Annotated in this window: 19 protein-coding genes; all 19 read right to left on the reverse strand. The window is 70.4% G+C overall.

All coding sequences use genetic code 11. The annotated features are described in order from the left end of the window. Positions 1–5: 5 nt before the first annotated feature. Positions 6–779, reverse strand: a complete 774-nt coding sequence (gene rpsB / locus B5F85_RS05210) for a 30S ribosomal protein S2 (RefSeq protein ID WP_087315072.1) — start codon at positions 777–779, stop codon at positions 6–8. Positions 780–1,250: 471 nt separating this feature from the next. Continuing rightward, positions 1,251–2,189, reverse strand: a complete 939-nt coding sequence (locus B5F85_RS05215) for a tyrosine recombinase XerC (RefSeq protein ID WP_087315074.1) — start codon at positions 2,187–2,189, stop codon at positions 1,251–1,253. Continuing rightward, positions 2,189–3,514: a methylenetetrahydrofolate--tRNA-(uracil(54)-C(5))-methyltransferase (FADH(2)-oxidizing) TrmFO gene (gene trmFO, locus B5F85_RS05220; RefSeq protein WP_087315076.1), complete on the reverse strand. Its 1,326-nt coding sequence runs from the start codon at positions 3,512–3,514 to the stop codon at positions 2,189–2,191. The genes B5F85_RS05215 and trmFO overlap by 1 nt, the downstream gene beginning before the upstream one ends. A gap of 33 nt (positions 3,515–3,547) precedes the next feature. After that, entirely contained in the window at positions 3,548–4,444 is an 897-nt protein-coding gene (locus B5F85_RS05225; RefSeq protein WP_087315079.1) for a DNA-processing protein DprA, read from the reverse strand. Between the two features lie 11 nt (positions 4,445–4,455). Beyond that, entirely contained in the window at positions 4,456–5,946 is a 1,491-nt protein-coding gene (locus B5F85_RS05230; protein WP_087315081.1) for a YifB family Mg chelatase-like AAA ATPase, read from the reverse strand. Next, positions 5,946–6,440 (reverse strand): YraN family protein, encoded by a 495-nt coding sequence (locus B5F85_RS05235; RefSeq protein WP_239386708.1) that lies wholly within the window; start codon positions 6,438–6,440, stop codon positions 5,946–5,948. Before B5F85_RS05235 ends, B5F85_RS05230 begins: the two co-directional genes overlap by 1 nt. Positions 6,441–6,619: 179 nt before the next feature. Further along, the gene (locus tag B5F85_RS05240; RefSeq protein ID WP_087315083.1) at positions 6,620–7,405 is read right to left on the reverse strand and encodes a ribonuclease HII; all 786 of its coding nucleotides are present in this window, start codon (positions 7,403–7,405) and stop codon (positions 6,620–6,622) included. Positions 7,406–7,468: 63 nt separating this feature from the next. After that, on the reverse strand, positions 7,469–7,813 hold the full coding sequence (gene rplS, locus B5F85_RS05245; protein ID WP_087315085.1) for a 50S ribosomal protein L19: 345 nt from the start codon (positions 7,811–7,813) through the stop codon (positions 7,469–7,471). 146 nt (positions 7,814–7,959) lie between these two features. Next, positions 7,960–8,928, reverse strand: coding sequence for a DUF6273 domain-containing protein (locus B5F85_RS05250; RefSeq protein WP_143786137.1), 969 nt, complete (start codon positions 8,926–8,928; stop codon positions 7,960–7,962). 157 nt (positions 8,929–9,085) lie between these two features. Beyond that, a complete protein-coding gene (locus B5F85_RS05255) occupies positions 9,086–10,120 on the reverse strand; it encodes a deoxyguanosinetriphosphate triphosphohydrolase (protein WP_087315089.1) in 1,035 nt (344 codons plus the stop codon). A gap of 158 nt (positions 10,121–10,278) precedes the next feature. Continuing rightward, positions 10,279–13,038, reverse strand: a complete 2,760-nt coding sequence (ppdK, locus tag B5F85_RS05260; protein ID WP_087315091.1) for a pyruvate, phosphate dikinase — start codon at positions 13,036–13,038, stop codon at positions 10,279–10,281. Positions 13,039–13,292: 254 nt separating this feature from the next. Then, the gene (locus B5F85_RS05265) at positions 13,293–13,676 is read right to left on the reverse strand and encodes a kinase/pyrophosphorylase (protein WP_087315093.1); all 384 of its coding nucleotides are present in this window, start codon (positions 13,674–13,676) and stop codon (positions 13,293–13,295) included. A gap of 59 nt (positions 13,677–13,735) precedes the next feature. Then, a complete protein-coding gene (glyS, locus tag B5F85_RS05270; RefSeq protein WP_087315095.1) occupies positions 13,736–15,832 on the reverse strand; it encodes a glycine--tRNA ligase subunit beta in 2,097 nt (698 codons plus the stop codon). Beyond that, positions 15,833–16,744, reverse strand: a complete 912-nt coding sequence (locus B5F85_RS05275) for a glycine--tRNA ligase subunit alpha (protein WP_087315097.1) — start codon at positions 16,742–16,744, stop codon at positions 15,833–15,835. Between the two features lie 34 nt (positions 16,745–16,778). Then, entirely contained in the window at positions 16,779–17,348 is a 570-nt protein-coding gene (lepB, locus tag B5F85_RS05280; protein ID WP_087315099.1) for a signal peptidase I, read from the reverse strand. Beyond that, the gene (trmD, locus tag B5F85_RS05285) at positions 17,335–18,120 is read right to left on the reverse strand and encodes a tRNA (guanosine(37)-N1)-methyltransferase TrmD (protein ID WP_087315101.1); all 786 of its coding nucleotides are present in this window, start codon (positions 18,118–18,120) and stop codon (positions 17,335–17,337) included. The genes lepB and trmD overlap by 14 nt, the downstream gene beginning before the upstream one ends. Beyond that, entirely contained in the window at positions 18,110–18,643 is a 534-nt protein-coding gene (locus B5F85_RS05290) for a 16S rRNA processing protein RimM (RefSeq protein WP_087315103.1), read from the reverse strand. The genes trmD and B5F85_RS05290 overlap by 11 nt, the downstream gene beginning before the upstream one ends. Before the next feature lie 4 nt (positions 18,644–18,647). Continuing rightward, a complete protein-coding gene (locus B5F85_RS05295) occupies positions 18,648–18,938 on the reverse strand; it encodes a KH domain-containing protein (RefSeq protein WP_087315105.1) in 291 nt (96 codons plus the stop codon). A 7-nt stretch (positions 18,939–18,945) separates the two neighbouring features. Beyond that, a complete protein-coding gene (gene rpsP / locus B5F85_RS05300) occupies positions 18,946–19,308 on the reverse strand; it encodes a 30S ribosomal protein S16 (RefSeq protein WP_087315107.1) in 363 nt (120 codons plus the stop codon). Between the last annotated feature and the right edge of the window lie 94 nt (positions 19,309–19,402).

Here is a 19,402-nt window from a genome sequence, read left to right on the forward strand (position 1 = left end):
GTTCGTTACTCGGCGGCGGGAGCCTCGGCCTCGGCCGGGGCAGCCTCGACGGCGGGCTCGGTGGTGCCGGCGGCCATCTCCTCGGCCGTGATCTGCTCCTTGCCGGAGCCGGCGAGGACGGCGTCGGCGGCGAGCTCGCACATGAGGGAGACGGAGCGGATGGCGTCGTCGTTGGCGGGGATGCCGTAGTCGATGACGTCGGGGTCGGAGTTGGTGTCGAGCAGGCTCACGACGGGGATGTGGAGGCGGTTGGCCTCACGGATGGCGATCTCCTCGCGCTTGGAGTCGACGACGAAGATGGCCTGCGGAAGGGCGGTCATGGTGCGGGCGCCGCCGAGGTTGGCCTGCAGCTTGTCGAGCTCCTTGCCGAGCACCGCCTGCTCCTTCTTGGGGAGAAGGGCCATGCGGCCGTCCTCGACCATGGCCTCGAGCTCCTCCATGCGCTGGATGCGGGAGCGGATGGTCACGAAGTTGGTGAGCATGCCGCCGAGCCAGCGCTGGTTGATGTAGGGCATGCCGCAGCGCTCGGCCTGGGCCGCGATGGGCTCCTGGGCCTGCTTCTTGGTGCCGACGAACAGCACGGTGCCGCCCTTGGCCGCGGTCTCCTTGAGGAAGGTGTAGGCCTTGTCGGCCCCGAGCATGGTCTGCTTGAGGTCGAGGATGTAGATGCCGTTGCGCTCGCCGAAGATGTAGGACTTCATCTTCGGGTTCCAGCGACGGGTCTGGTGGCCGTAGTGGCAGCCGGCGTCGAGCAGGGTCTGGATAGTGATCTTAGCCATGGTAACCTCCTGTGGTTGGTCCTCCGCGCGAGTCATCCCCGCTTCGCCACCCAGGACCTGGCTGAGAGCCCTGGGCACCACGGCGGGCGGGTCGTCGCGCGTGCGAGATGGTGCCGCGCGGTCACGCGACATGCCGTGCTTGTGCACAACGAATAGGTAGTATAGCGGGCGGCCTGCGCCTTGTCGAGGGCTTCACGCGCCGCTCACAGGCTCTTCTCTGCGACCCAAATCCTCGATTGGGTCGGCGCCGCGCCCGCACTCGATGCCCGCACTCGTGGGTGCGCTCATCGAGTGCGGGCGGTTTAGGGCCCGAGGCGCATCGAGTGCGCGGCCCTTCTAGGCCACTGTCGCCAAGTGCGCGGATCCAGTGCGCCCCGGCCCGCACTGGATGCGCCGGGCGAGAAGTGCGGGCGCGCTCCCGGCGGACGTCGCCGAGTGAGGTTGAGCCCGTCCGTCAGGACGGGCGGCGCGTCAGGCGCGCGGGTGGGCACGGGCAGCGGCCTCGCGGAGGCGCTCGACGGAGAGGTGCGTGTAGACCTGGGTCGTGGAGAGGCTCTCGTGGCCGAGAAGCTCCTGGACGCTCCTCAGGTCAGCGCCGCCGCCGAGCAGCTCGGTGGCGAAGGTGTGCCGCATCGCGTGGGGCGAGAGCGCGCCGTCGAGCCCGGCCTGCCGCACGCGCCGCTCGAAGACGGTGCGCAGCGCGTCGGCGCTCATGGGGTTTCCCCGCGTCGAGAGGAAAAGCGCCTCCCCCGCCGCGTCCCCGCGGGCCGCGAGGTCCGGTCGGCCCTCGTCGAGGTAGCGCCGGGCCCAGTCGAGGGCGCTCTCGTAGACGGGGACGATGCGCTCCTTGGAGCCCTTGCCAAACAGGCGCGCCTGGCCGCGGGCGAAGTCGAGGTCGCCCACGCGAAGCGACGCCATCTCCGAGACGCGCGCGCCGGTCGCGTAGAGCAGCTCGAGGAAGGCGCGGTCGCGAAGGCCCACGGGGCCGTCCGCGAGGCAGGAGTCGAGAAGGGCGCCCGCGTCCGCGTCGCTCATAGTCCTCGGGAGCGACCGGGGCACCTTGGGGCTCGCGAGCGCGGCGACGGTCCCGTCGTCGCAGAGCCCCTCGCGCGCCATCCAGCGGAAGAGCCCGCGCAGCGACGAGAGGTGGCGGTTGACGGTCCGCGGCGAGTAGCCGGCGCGCGTCAGCTCGGCGAGGTAGGCGCGCAGCTCGCGGTGGGACGCCGTCAGGGGGGCGACGCCGCGCCGCCGCGCCCAGGCGAGGTAGGCCTCGAGGTCGCAACGGTAGCCCCGGACGGTGTGCGGCGAGAGGTTGCGGACCGCCGCGAGGTGGTCGCAAAACGCCGGGATCGCGCGCTCGAGCGCGCGCTGCTCCGACTCGGCGCGCCCGCCCTGCCCGGCCGCCCCCATCAGGCGCCCGCGAGCAGGTCGGGGCGGCTCGCGAGGTAGGCGTCGAGGTCGGCCCTGGCGCGGGCGGCGAGCGCCTCGCGGCGGGCCGCCTTGTTGCGCGGGGGGTCCGCGAGCGGCGGCACGAGCCCGAAGTTGACGTGCATGGGCTGGTAGTCGGAGGTCGCCGGGTCGGTCGCGTAGGCCACGAGCGCGCCGAGGGCGCCCGTGGCGGGGAGCCTCACGGGCTCTTTTCCGGAGAGCTCGGCGGCGGTGTTGAGCGCGGCGAGCAGGCCGGAGGCGATGGCCTCGACGTACCCCTCGGTCCCCGTGATCTGGCCGGCGAGCCTGACGGAGGTTCCGGGGACGGCGAAGGTGGCGTCGAGCGCGCGGGGGGCGTCGACGAAGGAGTTGCGGTGCATGACGCCGTAGCGCAAAAACTCCGCCTCCCCCAGGCCGGGGATCATGCGAAAGACGCGGCGCTGCTCCGGCCAGGTGAGGTTGGTCTGGAACCCCACGAGGTTGTAGGCGGTGCGGGAGGCGTTCTCCGCCCGGAGCTGGACGGCGGCCCAGGGGCGCCGGCCCGTGCGCGGGTCGGTGAGGCCCACGGGCTTGAGCGCGCCGAAGCGCAGCGAGTCGTGCCCCGTGCGGGCGACCTCCTCGACCGGCTGGCACGCGCAGAAGAGGTCCGCCTGCTCGAAGTCGCGGGCGATCACGCGCTCGGCGCCCAGGAGCGCCCCCATGAAGGCGTCGTACTCCTCGCGGGTCATCGGGCAGTTGAGGTAGTCGCCGCTCCCCTCCTCGCCGTAGCGCGACTGCTCGAAGACGAGCGAGCGGTCGAGGCTCTCGGCGTCGACGATCGGGGCGGCGGCGTCGAAGAAGCTCATGCGCTCGCCGCCCACGACCTCGGCGATGGCCGAGAAGAGCGCGTCTGAGCACAGCGGCCCCGCGGCGATGACGCAGGGGCCCTCGGGGATCGTCGTGACCTCCTCGCGGACGAGCTCGATCAGCGGGTCCGCGGCCACGCGCTCGGTGACGGCGCGCGAGAAGAGCTCGCGGTCGACGGCGAGCGCCCCGCCCGCCGGGACCGAGCACTCCCGCGCGATGCGCAAAAGCTCGCTTCCCAGCCGCTCGAGCTCCCACTTGAGCAGCCCCGCCGCGGTGTCGGGCTTGGTGGACTTGAGCGAGTTGGAGCAGACGAGCTCGGCGAGCCCGGCGCCGTGGTGGGCGGGCGAGGGCCTGGTCGGGCGCTGCTCGAAGAGCCTCACGCGAACGCCCCTGCGGGCGAGCTGCAGGGCGCACTCGCTGCCGGCGAGCCCGCCCCCCACCACCGTCACGACCTGTTCCATGTGCGTCCCTTCCGGCGCCCGGGCGCCAACGCGTCAACTCATCCCATTGTGCCCCAAGACGTAGGCCCGCGTGACGGAGTATCTTCCGTCGGGGAGCCGCTCGACCTGTCCGCGGGCCTCATAGTCCGTGAGGGTCCTCAGGACGGTGAGCACGCTCTCGCCCAGGCGCGCGGCGAGCTCGTCGGGCCGCGACGGCGAGGCCAGAAGCGCCCCGAGCACAGGTCCCGCCGCCTCCCTCCCCCACGCCTCCCGGAGCTCCGCGTACCCGTAGTCGAGCGACAGGGCCACCGAGAGCGACTGCTCGTCGGGGATGACGCGCGCCCCCTCCGCTATGAGCCGGTTGGTCCCCGCGGAGTTGGGCGAGAGGATCGACCCGGGGATGGCGTAGACGACCCTGCCGAGCTCCGCCGCGGCCTCGGCGGTGGAGAGCGTGCCCGAGCCGATGCCCGCCTCGGTCACCACCAGGACGCGCGAGAGGGCGGCTATGAGGGCGTTTCTCTTGGGGAAGACCCAGCGCCTCGGCCCCGCGCCCCAGCGCTCCGCGGAGACGACCGCCCCCGCGCGCACCGCGCCCTCGTAGACGTCGGCCGAGGAGAGCGGGTACACGACGTCCGCCCCGCACCCGGAGACCACGACGGTCCTCCCGCCGGCCGCGAGCGCGGCCGCCCCCGCGGCATGGTCGCACCCCATGGCGCCGCCGGAGACCACCGTCACCCCGTGGCGCGCGCCGGCGCGGGCGGCCATCTCGGCGATGGCGAGCCCGTAGGGCGTCGCTCGGCGCGCGCCAACTACCGAGAGGCACGGGCCCTCGAGCGCCGCGGGGTCTCCCCTGCCATAGAGCACCTCGGGCGGCCGCTCGAGGTCGAGAAGAGCCGCCGGGTAGCCGCTCTCACCCGGGCGAAGCTCCCATCCGTCGTCAGGTCGCGCCATGCTGCCTCACCTCATCCCATCGACCTCGACCGAAAGCCGAGCGCCTCGACGACGTCCTCCTCGCTCACGCGGTCGCGCCCCTCGAGGTCTGCGATCGTGCGCGCCACGCGTGCGACGCGCGCGATCGCGCGCCCTCCGAGTGCGAGCCCCTCGGCGAGCCCCTCGAAGGTCGCGCGGGCGCGGTGGTCGAGGGCGGCCTCGGCGATCGGGTCGGCCGCCCGGCGCGAGCGCGCCTCCCTCTGCTCGCGGAACTCCCGCGCCGCGGCGACGGCCTCGGCCATCTCGCTCGAGCCCAGGCCGCGCCGCCCCTCAATCACGCGCGACGAGCTCGGGCGGGCCACGTCGACCACCACGTCGATGCGGTCCATGAGCGGGCCGCCGATGCGCCCCTGGTACGCGGACACGCGGGCGGCGGAGCACGTGCACTCGTGGCCCGGGTCGCCGAGGTGGCCGCAGGGGCAGGGGTTGGCCGCCGCGACGAGCTGGAAGTCGCAGGGAAACGTGCAGACGCCGTCTGCCCGGGCGATCCTCACCGTCTTGTCCTCCATGGGCTGGCGCAGCGCCTGGAGCGACCCCCGGGGGAACTCGGGGAGCTCGTCGAGGAACAGCACCCCCTCGTGCGCGAGCGAGATCTCGCCCGGGGTCACCGGCCTGCCCCCGCCCACGAGCCCGGCGCTCGATATCGAGTGGTGCGGGGCCCGAAACGGCCGCTCCCCCCGAGAGAGCGCCTCGAGGTCCTGTCCCGCCACCGAGTGCACGAGCAGCGCCTCCGCCTGCTCGTCGTCGGTGAGCGGAGGCAAGATCGTGGGGAGGCGGCGGGCGAGCATCGTCTTGCCTGCCCCGGGAGGCCCCACCATGAGGAGCCCGTGGCGCCCCGCGGCCGCGATGGCCATCGCGCGCTTGGCGAGCTCCTGGTCGATCACCTCCGAGAAGTCCGGCGTCGCGTGCGGCTCGTCGTCCGCCGTGGGGCGGGCCTGCGCCCTGATCGCGGGGAGGTCCCCCACGCCGCCCCTGAGCTGCCAGAGGCCCCCCACGCCCCGCGCGACCGCCTCCCACCCGCCGGCAAGCCGGCTCTCGTCGGAGGCGACGAGGGTCAGGTCCAGGTTTCTGGCGAGCAGGGCGTAGGCCATCTCCCCGCGCACGGGGCAGACCGACCCGTCGAGGCCGAGCTCGCCGACGAACAGGGTGTCGCGCGCGAGCTCCGGCGAGAGCTGGCCCGTGGCGATGAGGATCGCCACGGCGATGGGAAGGTCGAACCCGGTCCCCGACTTTCTCACCTCGCCGGGGGCGAGGTTGATGGTCACGTGGAGGCGGGGCAGCTCGAACCCGCAGGAGCGCAGCGCGCAGCGGACGCGCGAGCGCGCCTCGAGCACCGCGTGGTCCGGCATGCCCACGACGTCGAGGCCGGGGATGCCTCCGGAGGTGCTGACCTCGACCGTGACCGGGGTCGCGTGCACGCCGCTCAGGTTCGCCGCCCGCACGAAGGCGCCCCCGGGGCCCATCAGCTGTCCATCGAGTAGGCGCCGAAGAGGTGGCGCAGCCGCGCGCCGCCCTCGCCCATCACGTTCAGGGCGATGACGTCGAAGCGTATCGAGCGCACCTCGCCGTGCTGCATGAGGTATGCGAGCGCGCACATCCGGTAGCGCTCGCGCTTGGCCTCGTCGACGGCGAGCTCGGGCATCCCCTCGCGCCCGCCCAGCGCGAGCCTCGTCTTGACCTCCACGAGCACGACGGTGTCGGAGAACTCCTCCTCGCGCGCGATGATGTCGACCTCGCCAAAGCCGCAGCGCCAGTTGCGCTCGAGCAGCTCCCAGCCCTTCCGCTCGAGGTAGTTCGCCGCCATCTCCTCCCCTCTCGCGCCGAGCTCCTGCGGCGTCATGTCGCGCACGGAGCAGGGCCGCGCCGGCCGCCCCTCGCCCGTCTCGCCCCGCCGCGGGTCATCGGCGCGCATGGCGTCGTCGCGGTCCCGCCCAAGCTCCTGAAGCTCCCTCTCCATGTGCCCCTCCGTTCGTCGCCCGTGATGGCAAGAGCATGGCAGGGGCGGCTTTCGGCGAGCGAAGGCCAAGCTGACGCGCCGCAGACGGACGGCAGACGCCTCAAACTCCCGAGGCACCCGCGCCCGCGACGGCCTTGGGGCGCGTCATGGGTGACGAAATGGGTTCAAAAGCCGGGGATCTAGAAAAGGGTGAGATTCTCCACGAAGTTGCCACAGAAGGAGACGCGATGGATCGGCGAGAGGCCCTTCTCGCGAATGGCGGCGATGTGCTCGGCGGAGCCGTAGCCCTTGCACTCCGCGAGATGGTAGCCGGGATACTCCTCGTCGAGGGCGACCATGAGGGCGTCGCGCGTCACCTTGGCGACGATCGAGGCGGCGGCGATGGCGGCGATGCGGGCGTCGCCTTTGACCAGGCACTTCTCGGCGGGATGCGCATGCACGGGATTGCCGTCGATGAGGACGCAGTCCGGGTCGAGTCCCGTGTCGGCGACGGCGCGCGCCATGGCGAGGCGTAAGGAGGCGGCCATCCCCACGGCGTCGATGGAGGCGGGCTCGACGTGCGCGATGCCCACGGCGACGGCGACCTCGGCGATGCGCGCGGCGAGCGCCTCCCTGCGGGCGGGGGTGAGCTGCTTGGAGTCGTTAATGCCCCAGACGACGGGCTCCCGGGGCAGGCAGACAGCGGCGACGGTGAGCGGCCCGGCGATCGCCCCGCGGCCCACCTCGTCGACGCCCACGACGACGCCGGAGCCCCCGAGCTCGAGCTGCAGGGCATACATGCCCTCGACGCGCTCACGCTCGCGCTCCTCGCGCTCGATGCGCCTGCGCGCCGCGCGCACCGCCGCCGCGACCTGCTTGCGCGGGTCGTCCGCGTAGCGCTCCACGAGCGCTCTGGCCTCCTCGAGCGGGGCGTCGGCGAGGGTCGCGGCGACCTCCCTTGCCGTGACGGGGCGCGTGGCGGACATGGCACCTCCCGATACAAGAAGGCCGCCCCCGAAGGGGCGGCCGTGACGTGCGTGGATGCGAGGCTAGTCGCGCTTCTCGCGGATGCGGGCGGCCTTGCCGACGCGGTCGCGCAGGTAGTAGAGCTTGGCGCGACGGACGTCACCGTGACGGACGACCTCGAGCTTGGCGATCTTGGGGCTGTGCAGCGGGAAGGTGCGCTCGACGCCCACGGAGAAGCTGATCTTGCGGACGGTGAAGGTCTCGCGGGAGCCCTCGCCGCTCATGCGGATGACGTCGCCCTCGAAGACCTGCTCACGGGTGCGATCGCCCTCGACGATGCGGTAGTGGACCTTGACGTGGTCGCCAACCTTGACCGCGGGGATGTCCTCGCGGATCTGCTGACGCTCGATGGCGCGGATGTAGTCCATGCTCAAACCTCATTCTTCCTAGAGGTGCCGACGCTCCTGCGAACGACACATAGCTTTACACACAGCGAGTGATTATAAGCCAGCCACTACCTCTAGACAAGAAGCACACAACATTTTGTGCCTGCTCGCCGCAGTACGCGCCCCGGCTAGAGGCACATGCCCACGACCACGCCCGCCTCGTCAGTCGCGAGCGCCGTCACGCACGGGTACCCCGAGGCCATGACCTGGTAGAAATACGAGGCGTCCTGCCCGGTGTAGCTGTAGGGATAGGCCGTCCGGTACCACCAGGCGACCTCCGTGCCCCCATACGAGAGCGAGAGGACGCCCGCGGGGTCGGACGAGCCGCTCACCCCGGCCAGGGCAAAGTACTCGTACTGGGCGCCCTCGGCGGCGAGCAGCGCGTCATAGACGGAGAAGTCGACGTAGCCGGTGTAGGGGTTGGGATCTTCCCCGTACTCCGCGACGAACCAGCCCGGCGCTCCGCAGACCTCCGATGCCGAGAAGAGCCACAGCTCGTCGGCCGTCTGCGTCACGGAGGCGGCGTCCGTAGTGACCCCGGCGTTGTTGGTGGACTTGGACACGGCCAGAAGCGAGCTCGCGAGGCCCTCGGGCAGAAGGGAGCGCCCCTCGCCCGCGAGCCAGGCACGCAGCGAGCAGGCCTCCCAGCCGCCGGCGTTGGTCAGGGCGTCGTTCACGGGCCGCAGGGAGATCGGCGAGCTCATGAGCGTGAGTCCCGCGACGCCCGTGCCGTCGGCGCGCCGGTCCGCGCGGATGCCCACGACGGTGAGCGTCGCCGCGCGCCCGTCGTCGAGCGGCAGCGCCCGCGTGTCGCCCACGGCGACGCCGTAGCTCTCGGCGACCGCGCGGCCCTCGTCGTCGGTCGACGCCGCCGCGATGAGCCGGGCCACCTCGGCGAGCTCCTCCCACGAGTACTCGTCGAACGACCTGGGCTCGAGCGCGCCCTCGACCTGCGTCTGGGTCGTCTCCGTCACCTCTGGCGCCGTCGCTTCCCCGCCCGTGAGGACGAGCCACAGCGCCGTCGCCCCCAGCGCGCACACCGCCAGAGACAGCACGAGCGCGACGACCGTCAAACCACCGTCTTTGCTTCTACTCAAATACGTTCCCCCCAAGCTCGACGTGGCGAGTCTACCAGAGTGGGGCACGACGAGCCCAGGCCCGCCGTCCTTCTCCGGCGCTCAGACAGTCCTCGCCTCGCTGCGCTCGGCTGCGGAACTCGCGGCGGAGAAGGACGGCGGGCCGAGGCAGGACCCGTTACCCCCTCCTCCAGGAGCGAGGCACCTTGAGGTCCTCGTAGACGCGCACGGCATAGCGGTCCGTCATGCCGGAGATGAAGTCTGCGACCTGGACCTCGGGCTTGTCGCCGTCGTGGAGGCGATACTCGTCGGGCACCTCGTCGAGATGCTTGACGTAGTGGTCGAACAGCTCGCCGATCATCACGTAGGCCTTGGGCTCCTCCCACTTTGCGTCGCCGGTGGAGTACAGGTTGGCAAAGAGGAAGGAGCGCATCGCCATCATGGCGTCCCAGACGGGCTCGGACATGCTGACGTCGCCGGTTGCGGAGCTTCTCGTCACGACGTCGTGGACCATGGTCTCGATGCGCTCCGAGGAGCTTGCGCCAAGGATGCCGCGGGCGTCGGCGGGGAGGTCGCCCTCGTGCAGCAGGCCGGCGCGCTCCGCGTCATCGATGTCGTGGCAAACGTAGGCGATGCGGTCCGAGAGGGCGACGACCCTGCCCTCGAGCGTCTGCGCTCTCAGGGACCCGGTGTGGTTGCGTATGCCGTCCACGACCTCACGGGTGAGGTTGAGCCCGTGCCCGTCACGCTCCAGAAGATCCACGATGCGCGCGCTCTGCTCGTTGTGCGCAAAGAGCCCGTCGCCGGAGTCCTGAGCGCGATAGCGCGCTATGGCGTGGGAGAGGGCCCGCTCGCCGACGTGCCCGAAGGGGGTGTGGCCGAGGTCGTGGCCGAGGGCGATCGCCTCGGTGAGGTCCTCGTTGAGGCCGAGGGGCCGCGCGATGGAGCGCGCCACCTGCGAGACCTCGAGGGTGTGTATGAGGCGCGTGCGGTAGTGGTCCCCCTCGGGGGCGAGAAAGACCTGCGTCTTGTGGGCGAGGCGCCGGAAACTCTTGCTGTGGAGGATGCGGTCGCGGTCACACTGGTAGCAGGTGCGCAGGGGGTCGGGCGCCTCGGGCGTCAGGCGGCCGAGCGAGGCGTCGGAGAAGGCGGCGTCCGGGGAGAGCCGGGCGCGCTCGGCGAGCTCAAGGTCTGCCCTCGTGGAAACCCTCATTCTTCGACCTCCCCGGCCCATCAGGGCATCTGTGAATTGGGGACAGTCCCCGATTCACAGGTCGCGGCGGGGACCTGCACGTTGGGGACTGTCCCCATTTTACAGAAAAAGGGAGGGAGACGAAGCCCCCTCCCCCAGCAAACAGGCGTTATGCCGGCTTACTTGGCGACCTTGGCAGCGCCGCCGTTGGACTCGATCTTGGCCTGGGCAGCCGCGAGGCGCGCGATGGGCACGCGGTACGGCGAGCAGGACACGTAGTCGAGGCCGAGGTCGTAGTACATGTGGATGGACTCGGGGTCGCCACCGGTCTCGCCGCAGACGCCGCAGACGATGTCCGGGTTGCCGGCGTGGCCGCCCTCGACGCCCATCTTGACGAGCTTCGCGACGCCCTTGTCGAGCGTGGCGAACGGGTTCGTCTTGCAGATCTTCTTGTCGAGGTAGAGCGGCATGAAGGCAGCCTCAACGTCGTCACGGGAGAAGCCGAGGCCCATCTGCGTGAGGTCGTTAGTGCCGAAGGAGAAGAAGTCGGCGTGCTTGGCGATGTCCTCGGAGGTGATGGCAGCGCGCGGGATCTCGATCATGGTGCCGACCGGGATGTCGAGCTCGACGCCGTACTCCTCGGCGACGGCCTTGATGTTCTCCTCGACGACCTCGCGGACGAGGGCGAGCTCCTCCTCGAAGGCCACGAGCGGGATCATGATCTCCGGCTTGGGGTTGAGGCCCTGCTTCTGGAGCTCGGCGGTGGCGGAGGCGATGGCCTTCACCTGCATGACGTTGAGCTCGGGGTAGACCAGGCCGAGGCGGCAGCCGCGCAGGCCGAGCATCGGGTTGGCCTCCTGGAAGGAGTCGAGCTTGGCGAGAAGGGCCTTCTTCTCGGAGACGTCCTTGCCGGCAGCCTCCTCCTTGGCGATCTCGACGTCGAGGTCGCGCGGGTCCTCGAGGAACTCGTGCAGGGGCGGGTCGAGCAGGCGCACGATGACGGGCATGCCGTCCATGGCCTTGAACATCTCGAGGAAGTCGCCCTTCTGGGCGGCGCCGAGCTTCTCGACGGCGTCGGCCTTGACGGCCTCGTCGTCGGCGAGGATGAAGTTCTGGATGAGCTGCTTGCGCTCGCCGAGGAACATGTGCTCGGTGCGGCAGAGTCCGATGCCGGAGGCGCCGTTGTCCTTGGAGAGCTGGGCGTCGGCCGGGTTGTCGGCGTTGGCGCGGACGCCGATCACGCGACCGCGGTCAGCGTCGAGACGGACCTCGTCGGCCCAGTCGAGGATGGTCTGGAGGTCGCCGCCGAGCTCCGGACGGACGAGGGCAACCTCGCCGAGGATGACGTCGCCGGTGGTGCCGTCGATGGAGATGACGTCGCCCTCGTGGAGGGTGATGTCGGTGCCGGCGACGGTGCAGACCTTGTTGACCGCGTCGATCTGGAGGGCGTCGACGCCGCAGACGCAGGGGGCGCCCATGCCGCGGGCGATGACGGCCGCGTGGGAGGTCTTTCCACCGTGAGAGGTCAGGATGCCCTCGGCGGCGACCATGCCGTGGAGGTCGTCGGGCGTGGTCTCCCAGCGCACGAGGATGCAGGGCTTGCCGGCCTCTGCGTAGGCCTCGGCGTCAGCGGAGGAGAACACGACGGCGCCGACGGCAGCGCCCGGGGAGGCGTTGAGGCCCTTGGCGATGACCTTGTAGTCGGCCTTGGGGTCGAACTGCGGGTGGAGGAGCTGGTCGAGCTGCTCGGGGGCAACGCGCATGACCGCCTCCTCCTTGGAGATGCGGCCCTCCTCGTACATCTGGATGGCGACCTTGAGGGCGGAGAGGGCGGTGCGCTTGCCCACACGGGTCTGGAGCATCCAGAGCTTGCCCTGCTCGATGGTGAACTCGAGGTCCATCATGTCAGCGTAGTGGTCCTCGAGGATCTCGAAGACGCGGAAGAGCTCCTTGCCAGCCTCCTCGAGGCCCGGGACCTTGGGCAGGTCGGCGATCGGCTCGGTGTTGCGGATGCCGGCCACGACGTCCTCGCCCTGGGCGTTGACCAGGAAGTCGCCGTAGCGCTCGTTGGTGCCGTCGGCGGGGTTGCGCGTGAAGGCGACGCCGGTGGCGGAGGTGTTGCCCTTGTTGCCGAAGGCCATCACCTGGACGTTGACGGCGGTGCCGAGCTCGTCGGGGATCTTGTTCTGCTTGCGGTACAGGATGGCGCGGTCGGTGTTCCAGGAGCCGAAGACGGCCTGCTCGGCGAGGCGCAGCTGCACCAGCGGGTCGTGCGGGAAGGCCACCTTGCCGTCAACGACGACCTCGGGGTACTTCTCGGCGTCGACGTTGTCGACGAAGATCTGCTTGAAGGTGGCGACGAGGTCCTTGAGGTCGTCGGCGTCGAGCTCGGTGTCGAGCTTCACGCCCTTCTCGGCCTTCTTGGCGGAGATGGCGTCCTCGAAGAGCTGGCCGGAGACGCCCATGACCACGTCGGAGAACATCTGGATGAAGCGACGGTAGGAGTCGTAGGCGAAGCGCGGGTTGTCGGTCTGCTTGGCGAGGCCCTGGACGGAGTCGTCGTTGAGGCCGAGGTTGAGGACGGTGTCCATCATGCCCGGCATGGAGAAGGGGGCGCCGGAGCGGACGGAGACGAGCAGCGGATCCTCGGAGTCGCCGAGCTTCTTGCCCATGCGCTCCTCGAGGTCCTTGCGGTACTCGTCGATCTCGTCGAGGACGCCCTCGGGCCAGACGTTACCGGCGCTGGAGTAGGCGACGCAGGTCTGGCAGGTGATGGTGAATCCGGGAGGGACGGGAAGGCCGATGTTGGCCATCTCGGCAAGGTTGGCGCCCTTGCCACCGGTGATCCACTTGGCCTCCGCAACGGACTCGCCCGCGACCTCGGTCACGTTGTTGCCGTTGGCGTCGAAGCCGAAGCGGTAGACGTGCTTTTCTGCCATGTTTACCCCTTGCTTTCCTTGGGTTCCTAACGCCGGGCCCTCGGCCTGGCGCACTGACTTGGTCGCGCACGGCACTCTCGCGACCATTGGTCAGTTTAGCAACCTCTCGTGAGAAGGAAAAGGCATTCCGCCATTCGGTCAGCGTCGCTAGGTAAGCGGTGAGCGGCAACAAAATATGGGGCCGTGCCCCGCGGCACGACCCCAAAGATAGTATCATCAGAGACGAATTGGCCGTTTTGGCCGACCATCCCCTCCTACTTGTACAGAGCGCCGATCTCTCGCGTGGGCTCCTCGCCCGTGAGCGTCGAGAGGACCGTCACGGCCGGGCCGAGAAGGTCGATCGAGGGGATCCCGCGGCGGTCGAGCTCGCGACGGATCTCGCGGCGCAGGGTGCCGTTGGCGAAGGTGTGGAACACGGCGCAGGGGCGGCTCTCGTCGTAGTTCTCGTCGAGGAAGGCGCGGACGGTGTCCACGTCCTTGACGTTGGAGAGACGCTCGATGTCGACGGAGCCCTCGCCGAACTGGGCGGCGGCGGCCATGACGACCGTGTTGGCGGTCTCGCCGCGGGCGTCGGACAACACGAAGATGAGGGGGACGACCTGACCGAAGATGTCGTCATCCAAATCGAGCTTGGCCATCACGAGACCTCCTATGCTTCTCGGCTCTTTCGGGGATGGTACCCGCTGTCGTACGTATCTTACTTCTTTTTCGAGAGCGCGCCGATGTCCGCGACGCCGGCAAAGACGCTGACGAAGCGATTGAGCAGGCGAAGGCGGTTCTCTCTTACCGCAGTATCCTCGTCCATGACAAGAACGTCATCGAAGAATCGGTCGATGGGCGCCCTGAGTTCGGCAAGGGCGGTGACGGCGCCCGCGTAGTCGTCGCGCCCGAGCGCCTCGTCCACGCAAACGCGACCCTGCTCGCAGGCATCAAAGAGGCTCTTCTCGGCAGGTCCGAGAAGGGCGGTGTCGACCTCGGAGCCCAGCTCCGGGTCGCCCAGGTGGGCGGCGCGGGCGTAGGCGACGGCGAGGTCCTCGAAGAGCTCGGGGCTCTGGGAGCGGGCGTCCTCGAGGGCGTGCGCGCGGGCCATGAACTCGGTCGGGTCGATGACGCCGACGGCGGAGACGGCCTCGATGGTGTCGGGGCGCAGGCCCTCGTCGCGGGCGATGCCGACGAGGCGGCCCTGGAAGAAGCGCACGACCGCGCAGGCGACGGACTCGAGGTCGAACTCGAGGCCCTGCGCCTGGTAGGCGCCCAGCGAGAGCCCGACGAGCTGGCGCAGGTCGGTGCCGGGCATCGTGCGCAGCATGGCGATGATGCCGATGGCCGCGCGGCGCACGGCGTAGGGGTCGGAGGAGCCGGTGGGCGGCTCGTCGATGGCGAAGATGCCGCAGACGGTGTCGAGCTTGTCGGCCACCGCGACGCAGCGCCCGCAGACGCCCGACGGCAGCTCGTCGCCGGCGAAGCGCGGGCGATAGTGCTCGCGGATCGCGTCGCAGACCTCCGGCGCCTCGCCGGCGGCCGCGGCGTAGTAGCCGCCCATGACGCCCTGCTGGTTGGTGAACTCCACGACGGCCTGGGAGACGAGGTCGGCCTTGGCGAGGTGCGCCGCGCGGGCCGCGGCGGCCACGCCCGCCTCGCTCTCCCCCGCCTGCCTGGCGACGGCGGCGGCGAGGCCCTCCATGCGCTCGACCTTCTGGAGCACCGTGCCCAGGCGCTCCTGGAAGGTCACGGTGCCGAGGCGCTCGACGAACTCCTCCATCGGGCGCTTGAGGTCCTCGTCATAGAAGAACTTGGCGTCGTCGAGGCGCGCGCGCACCACGCGCTCGTTGCCCGAGACGACGGTGTCAGAGACGCGCGGGTCGGCGTTGGAGACCACGATGAACTCGCGGGTGAGCTCGCCGGCGGCGTCGTAGATCGGGAAGTAGCGCTGGTTGGAGAGCATCGACTCGCAGATGATCTCGTGCGGGACCTCGAGGAAGGACTCGTCGAAGGTGCCCACGAGCACCGTCGGCCACTCGCAGAGGTTGACGACCTCGTCGAAGATTTTCTTGGGGGTGTCGACGTGGGCGCCGCCGCGCTGTCGCTCGACCTCGGCGATGCCGGCGCGGATCTTCTCGGCGCGACGCTCGGCCGAGAGGACGAAGGCCCGCTCGAGCGTGGCCTCGTAGTCGGCCGGGGAGCTCACGACGTGGTCGCCGGGCGCCAGGACGCGGTGGCCGCGCGTGGTGTTGCCGGAGGTGACGTCGGCGTAGGTCACGGGGACGACCTCGGTTCCGAGAAGCGCGCAGATCCAGCGGATCGGGCGCACGAAGGTGGCGTGCTCGGAGCCCCAGCGCTGGCTGCGGTAGTTGGGCCACTGGAGCCCGCCGATGACCTCGGCGCCGAGCTCGGAGAGGATGGGGGCCGCCGGGCGCGAGGGGACGTTGCGCTCCGCGAAGACGTACTCGTTGCCGTCGGAGTCGACGCGGCGCACGAGGCTCGCGGCGTCGGCGCCGAGCTTGCGCGCGAAGCCGAGCGCGGCCTTGGTGGGCTGGCCGGACTCGTCGAAGGCGATGGCCGCCTTGGGGCCGCGCCTCACCTCGTGGACCTCGTCGGTGGCGACGGCGACGTCTGCCACCAGGGCGGCGAGGCGCCTGGGGGTGGAGATGACGCGAACCTCGCCGCGGGAGAGCCCGGCGGCGTCGAGGCCCTTGGCCACGAGCCCGCCGAGCTGCTGGGCGGCGTTCATGAGCGGCGCGGAGGGCATCTCCTCGCAGCCGATCTCGAGCAGGAAGTCACGGGTCTCGGCCATCTAGGCCACCTCCCCCTTCTTGGCATCGTCGTCCGTCTTGGAGGCCACCTCCGCGAGGTAGGACTCGCAGCAGAGCTTGGCGATGGTGCGGACTCGCAGGATGTAGTTGGCGCGCTCGGTGGCCGAGATGGCGCCGCGGGCGTCGAGCAGGTTGAAGGCGTGGGAGCACTTCATCACGCAGTCGTAGGCGGGAAGCGGCAGGTGCGCGTCGAGGCAGGCGTGGCACTCGCGCTCGTAGTCGTCAAACTTCTGGCGCATCATCTCGACGTTGGCGACCTCGAAGTTGTAGGTCGAGAACTCGTACTCGTTCTCATGGAAGACGTCGCCGTAGGTCATCGGGGTGCCGTCGGGCAGGTAGGACCAGATGACGTCATAGACCGAGTCGACGCCCTGGGCGTACATGGCGATGCGCTCGAGGCCGTAGGTGATCTCGACGGGCACCGGGTCGACCTCGATGCCGCCCACCTGCTGGAAGTAGGTGTACTGGGTGACCTCCATGCCGTCCATCCAGACCTCCCAGCCAAGCCCCCAGGCGCCCAGCGTGGGGCTCTCCCAGTCGTCCTCGACGAAGCGGACGTCATGCTCGGCCGGGTCGAGGCCGATGGCCGCGAGCGAGCCCAGGTAGAGCTCCTGGGAGTCGGCCGGGCACGGCTTGAGGATGACCTGGAACTGGTAGTAGTGCTGCATGCGGTTGGGGTTCTCTCCGTAGCGGCCGTCCGCGGGGCGGCGGCAGGGCTGCGGGTAGCAGGTGCGCCAGGCGCCGGGCCCGAGCGAGCGCAGCGTCGTGGCGGTGTGGAACGTGCCGGCGCCGACCTCGGAGTCATAGGGCTGCATGACGGTGCAGCCCTGGTCCGCCCAGTAGCGCTCGAGCGCGAGGATCATGTCCTGGAACGTAAGCGCGTCTTCCCTCATGTGTCCTTTGCCCTTCCTTCTTGCCTCGACGGGGCTAGAGCGCCCCGACGTGGTCCAGCGGCCAGTAGATGAAAAGCGCCCTCGATGTTACGTCATCGAGGCTCACGGCGCCAAAGTAGCGCGAGTCCTTGGAGTCGGTGCGGTTGTCCCCCATCACCCAGACGCACCCCTCGGGGACCACGTAGGGGTAGGTGACGCCCGCGGAGCCCGGGAGGTCCGAGAGCGAGTAGGTGGGGCGGCCCTCGACGTAGGGCTCGTCGAGCGGCTCGCCGTCCACGTGGACGGCGCCGTCCACGAGCTCGATCGTCTGCCCGCCCACCGCGACGACGCGCTTGATGAGCGTCTCGCCGTCGAGGGGGCTGTCGAAGGTGACGACGTCGCCGACCTCGGGATCGCCGAAGTAGAGGCTCACGCGCTCGCCGAGGAGCACGTCCCCCTCCATGATGGTGTCCCGCATCGAGCCGGTGGGCACGACGTAGGGGGTGACGACGAAGGTCTTGACGACAAGCCCGACCGCCACGGCGGCGACGAGCCACAGGGCGAACCAGCCCCAGCCGGAGCGCTCGCGCCTCTCGGTCGCGTCCGGCGCCTCATGCCTGGCCATGGCAGGCCCCCTCTCCCTCTGCGTCCGCGCGGCGCGGGGACGGCCCCCTCGCCGCGATCTCGCGGGCGAACGCGCGCTCCTCGTCGCTCAGGTCCGCGCCCTCGATGAGGTCAGGGCGCCACAGCGCGGTCCGCTCGAGCGCGCTTCGCCTGCGCCAGGCGTCGACGCGCGCGTGGTCGCCCGAGAGCAGCACCTCGGGCACGTCCATGCCCCGGAAGCTCGCGGGCCTCGTGTACTGGGCGTACTCGAGCAGCCCGGCGGACGAGAAGGACTCGTCGACCGCGCTCATCTCGTCGCCGAGCGCTCCGGGCAGAAGGCGGCAGACCGCGTCGATCACGACGAGCGCGGCGAGCTCCCCGCCCGTCAGGACGTAGTCGCCGAGGGAGAGGACCTCGTCGGCGAGCGCGTAGGCCCGCTCGTCCATCCCCTCGTAGCGACCGCAGACGAGCAGCAGCCGCTCCATGCCGGAGAGGCGCTCGGCGAGGCGCTGGTCGAAGCGACGTCCGCAGGGCGAGAAGAACACGACGTGTGGCCTCGGCCCGGAGCCGGCGATGTCCTCGACCGCCTCGAAGATGGGCTCGGGCTTCATGAGCATGCCCTGGCCGCCCCCGAACGGGGCGTCGTCGACCGTGCGGTGACGGTCGTGGGTCCAGTCGCGCAGGTCGTGGGCGCAAAAGTCGAACACGCCCGCGCGGCGCGCCCGCCCGAGGACCGAGACGCCCAGGTAGGGCTCGAAGACCTCGGGAAAGACGGAGAGCGTCTCACAGAGCATCTTTGGCCCCCTTAGGCTCGAGGCCGGCGGGCACGCGGACCGTGACGGGCCCGCTCTCCCCCACCTCGCCCACGACGTCGTCGATGACGGGCAGAAGCGTCTCGCCCGCGGCGCCCCGCACGACCCAGACGTCGTTGGCGGGCCCGCGCATGACCTCCTCGATCGAGCCGAGCGCCCCGAGGCGCTCGTCCACGACCTCGCGGCCGATGAGGGAGCGGGGGTCGTGGAGCTCGAGGTCCTCCGGAAGGTCCGATCGGCGCGCGAGCAGGGTCTTTCCGACGAGCAGCTCCGCCTGGGAGATGTCGTCGACCCCCGAGAGCGCGACGAGCTGGCCGCCCCGGTCGTCGGACGTGCACGAGACGACGGTGCGCCAGCGCGGCCCGGTGAGCTCCGGGGGCAGGGGCGCCACCTCGAGGCCCTCGCGCACAAGAGAGGGAAGGCCGTGGACGGAAACCGTCACGACCTCCCCTCGCCTCCCGTGGGCCTTCGCCACACGGGCTATGGTTCTGTAGCGCTCGCGCATGAGCCTAGCCCACGACCTCGACCTCGACCGAGGTGCCCACGCGCTGTCCGAGCGCGCGGGCGAGCGTCCTGATGGCCTTGATCGTACGACCCTTGCGGCCGATGACCCGGCCCGCGTCCTCCTCGGAGCAGCTGACCTCGATCAGCGAGGAGCCCTCGCTGTCGGTCACGTCGAGGGAGACGGAGTCCTCGTCGTCCACGAGGCCGCAGACGATGTACTCGACCAGGTCCGCAACGCGGTCAGAGGGGAGCTCGGTCTCGTCGACCGTGGCGAGCGTGCCCTTCTCGGCCTCCATGGGACGCCTACTCGGCGTCGGCCTCGGCCTCGGCGGCCTCAGCGGCGGCCTCAGCGGCGGCCTCGGCGGCAGCGGCGGCCTTGGCAGCGGCCTTCTTCGAAATCTTGGCCTTCTTCTCGACGACGGGCTGACCGTTGCGGACGACGTCGATGAGGTGGGCGACGGCGTTGGTGGGCTGGGCGCCCTTGGCGATCCACTCGTCGACCTTCTCGAGGTTGATGTCGATGACCTTGGGGTTGGTCAGCGGGTTGTAGCGGCCGACGAGCTCGATGTAGCGGCCGTCGCGGGGCATGCGGCCGTCAGCGACGACGACGCGGTAGTACGGACGCTTCTTGGCACCGTGACGGGCCAGGCGAATCTTGACTGCCAATGAAAACTCCTCCGTTCGGGCGGTGCGCGGGGTAGTTGGGTTGGCCGCACCGCAGAGCCACAAAACGACTATTCATCATACGACTCTTGCTCGT

The sequence above is a fragment of the Olsenella sp. An293 genome (genome assembly GCF_002159495.1).
Lineage (GTDB): Bacteria > Actinomycetota > Coriobacteriia > Coriobacteriales > Atopobiaceae > Thermophilibacter.

Excerpts from the sequence above, each read along its gene's own strand:
- rpsB (WP_087315072.1), bottom strand. The coding sequence starts at position 779 with ATGGCTAAGATCACTATCCAGACCCTGCTCGACGCCGGCTGCCACTAC.
- B5F85_RS05215 (WP_087315074.1), bottom strand. The coding sequence starts at position 2,189 with ATGGGGGCGGCCGGGCAGGGCGGGCGCGCCGAGTCGGAGCAGCGCGCG.
- trmFO (WP_087315076.1), bottom strand. The coding sequence starts at position 3,514 with ATGGAACAGGTCGTGACGGTGGTGGGGGGCGGGCTCGCCGGCAGCGAG.
- B5F85_RS05225 (WP_087315079.1), bottom strand. The coding sequence starts at position 4,444 with ATGGCGCGACCTGACGACGGATGGGAGCTTCGCCCGGGTGAGAGCGGC.
- B5F85_RS05230 (WP_087315081.1), bottom strand. The coding sequence starts at position 5,946 with ATGGGCCCCGGGGGCGCCTTCGTGCGGGCGGCGAACCTGAGCGGCGTG.
- B5F85_RS05235 (WP_239386708.1), bottom strand. The coding sequence starts at position 6,440 with ATGGAGAGGGAGCTTCAGGAGCTTGGGCGGGACCGCGACGACGCCATG.
- B5F85_RS05240 (WP_087315083.1), bottom strand. The coding sequence starts at position 7,405 with ATGTCCGCCACGCGCCCCGTCACGGCAAGGGAGGTCGCCGCGACCCTC.
- rplS (WP_087315085.1), bottom strand. The coding sequence starts at position 7,813 with ATGGACTACATCCGCGCCATCGAGCGTCAGCAGATCCGCGAGGACATC.
- B5F85_RS05255 (WP_087315089.1), bottom strand. The coding sequence starts at position 10,120 with ATGAGGGTTTCCACGAGGGCAGACCTTGAGCTCGCCGAGCGCGCCCGG.
- ppdK (WP_087315091.1), bottom strand. The coding sequence starts at position 13,038 with ATGGCAGAAAAGCACGTCTACCGCTTCGGCTTCGACGCCAACGGCAAC.
- B5F85_RS05265 (WP_087315093.1), bottom strand. The coding sequence starts at position 13,676 with ATGGCCAAGCTCGATTTGGATGACGACATCTTCGGTCAGGTCGTCCCC.
- glyS (WP_087315095.1), bottom strand. The coding sequence starts at position 15,832 with ATGGCCGAGACCCGTGACTTCCTGCTCGAGATCGGCTGCGAGGAGATG.
- B5F85_RS05275 (WP_087315097.1), bottom strand. The coding sequence starts at position 16,744 with ATGAGGGAAGACGCGCTTACGTTCCAGGACATGATCCTCGCGCTCGAG.
- lepB (WP_087315099.1), bottom strand. The coding sequence starts at position 17,348 with ATGGCCAGGCATGAGGCGCCGGACGCGACCGAGAGGCGCGAGCGCTCC.
- trmD (WP_087315101.1), bottom strand. The coding sequence starts at position 18,120 with ATGCTCTGTGAGACGCTCTCCGTCTTTCCCGAGGTCTTCGAGCCCTAC.
- B5F85_RS05290 (WP_087315103.1), bottom strand. The coding sequence starts at position 18,643 with ATGCGCGAGCGCTACAGAACCATAGCCCGTGTGGCGAAGGCCCACGGG.
- B5F85_RS05295 (WP_087315105.1), bottom strand. The coding sequence starts at position 18,938 with ATGGAGGCCGAGAAGGGCACGCTCGCCACGGTCGACGAGACCGAGCTC.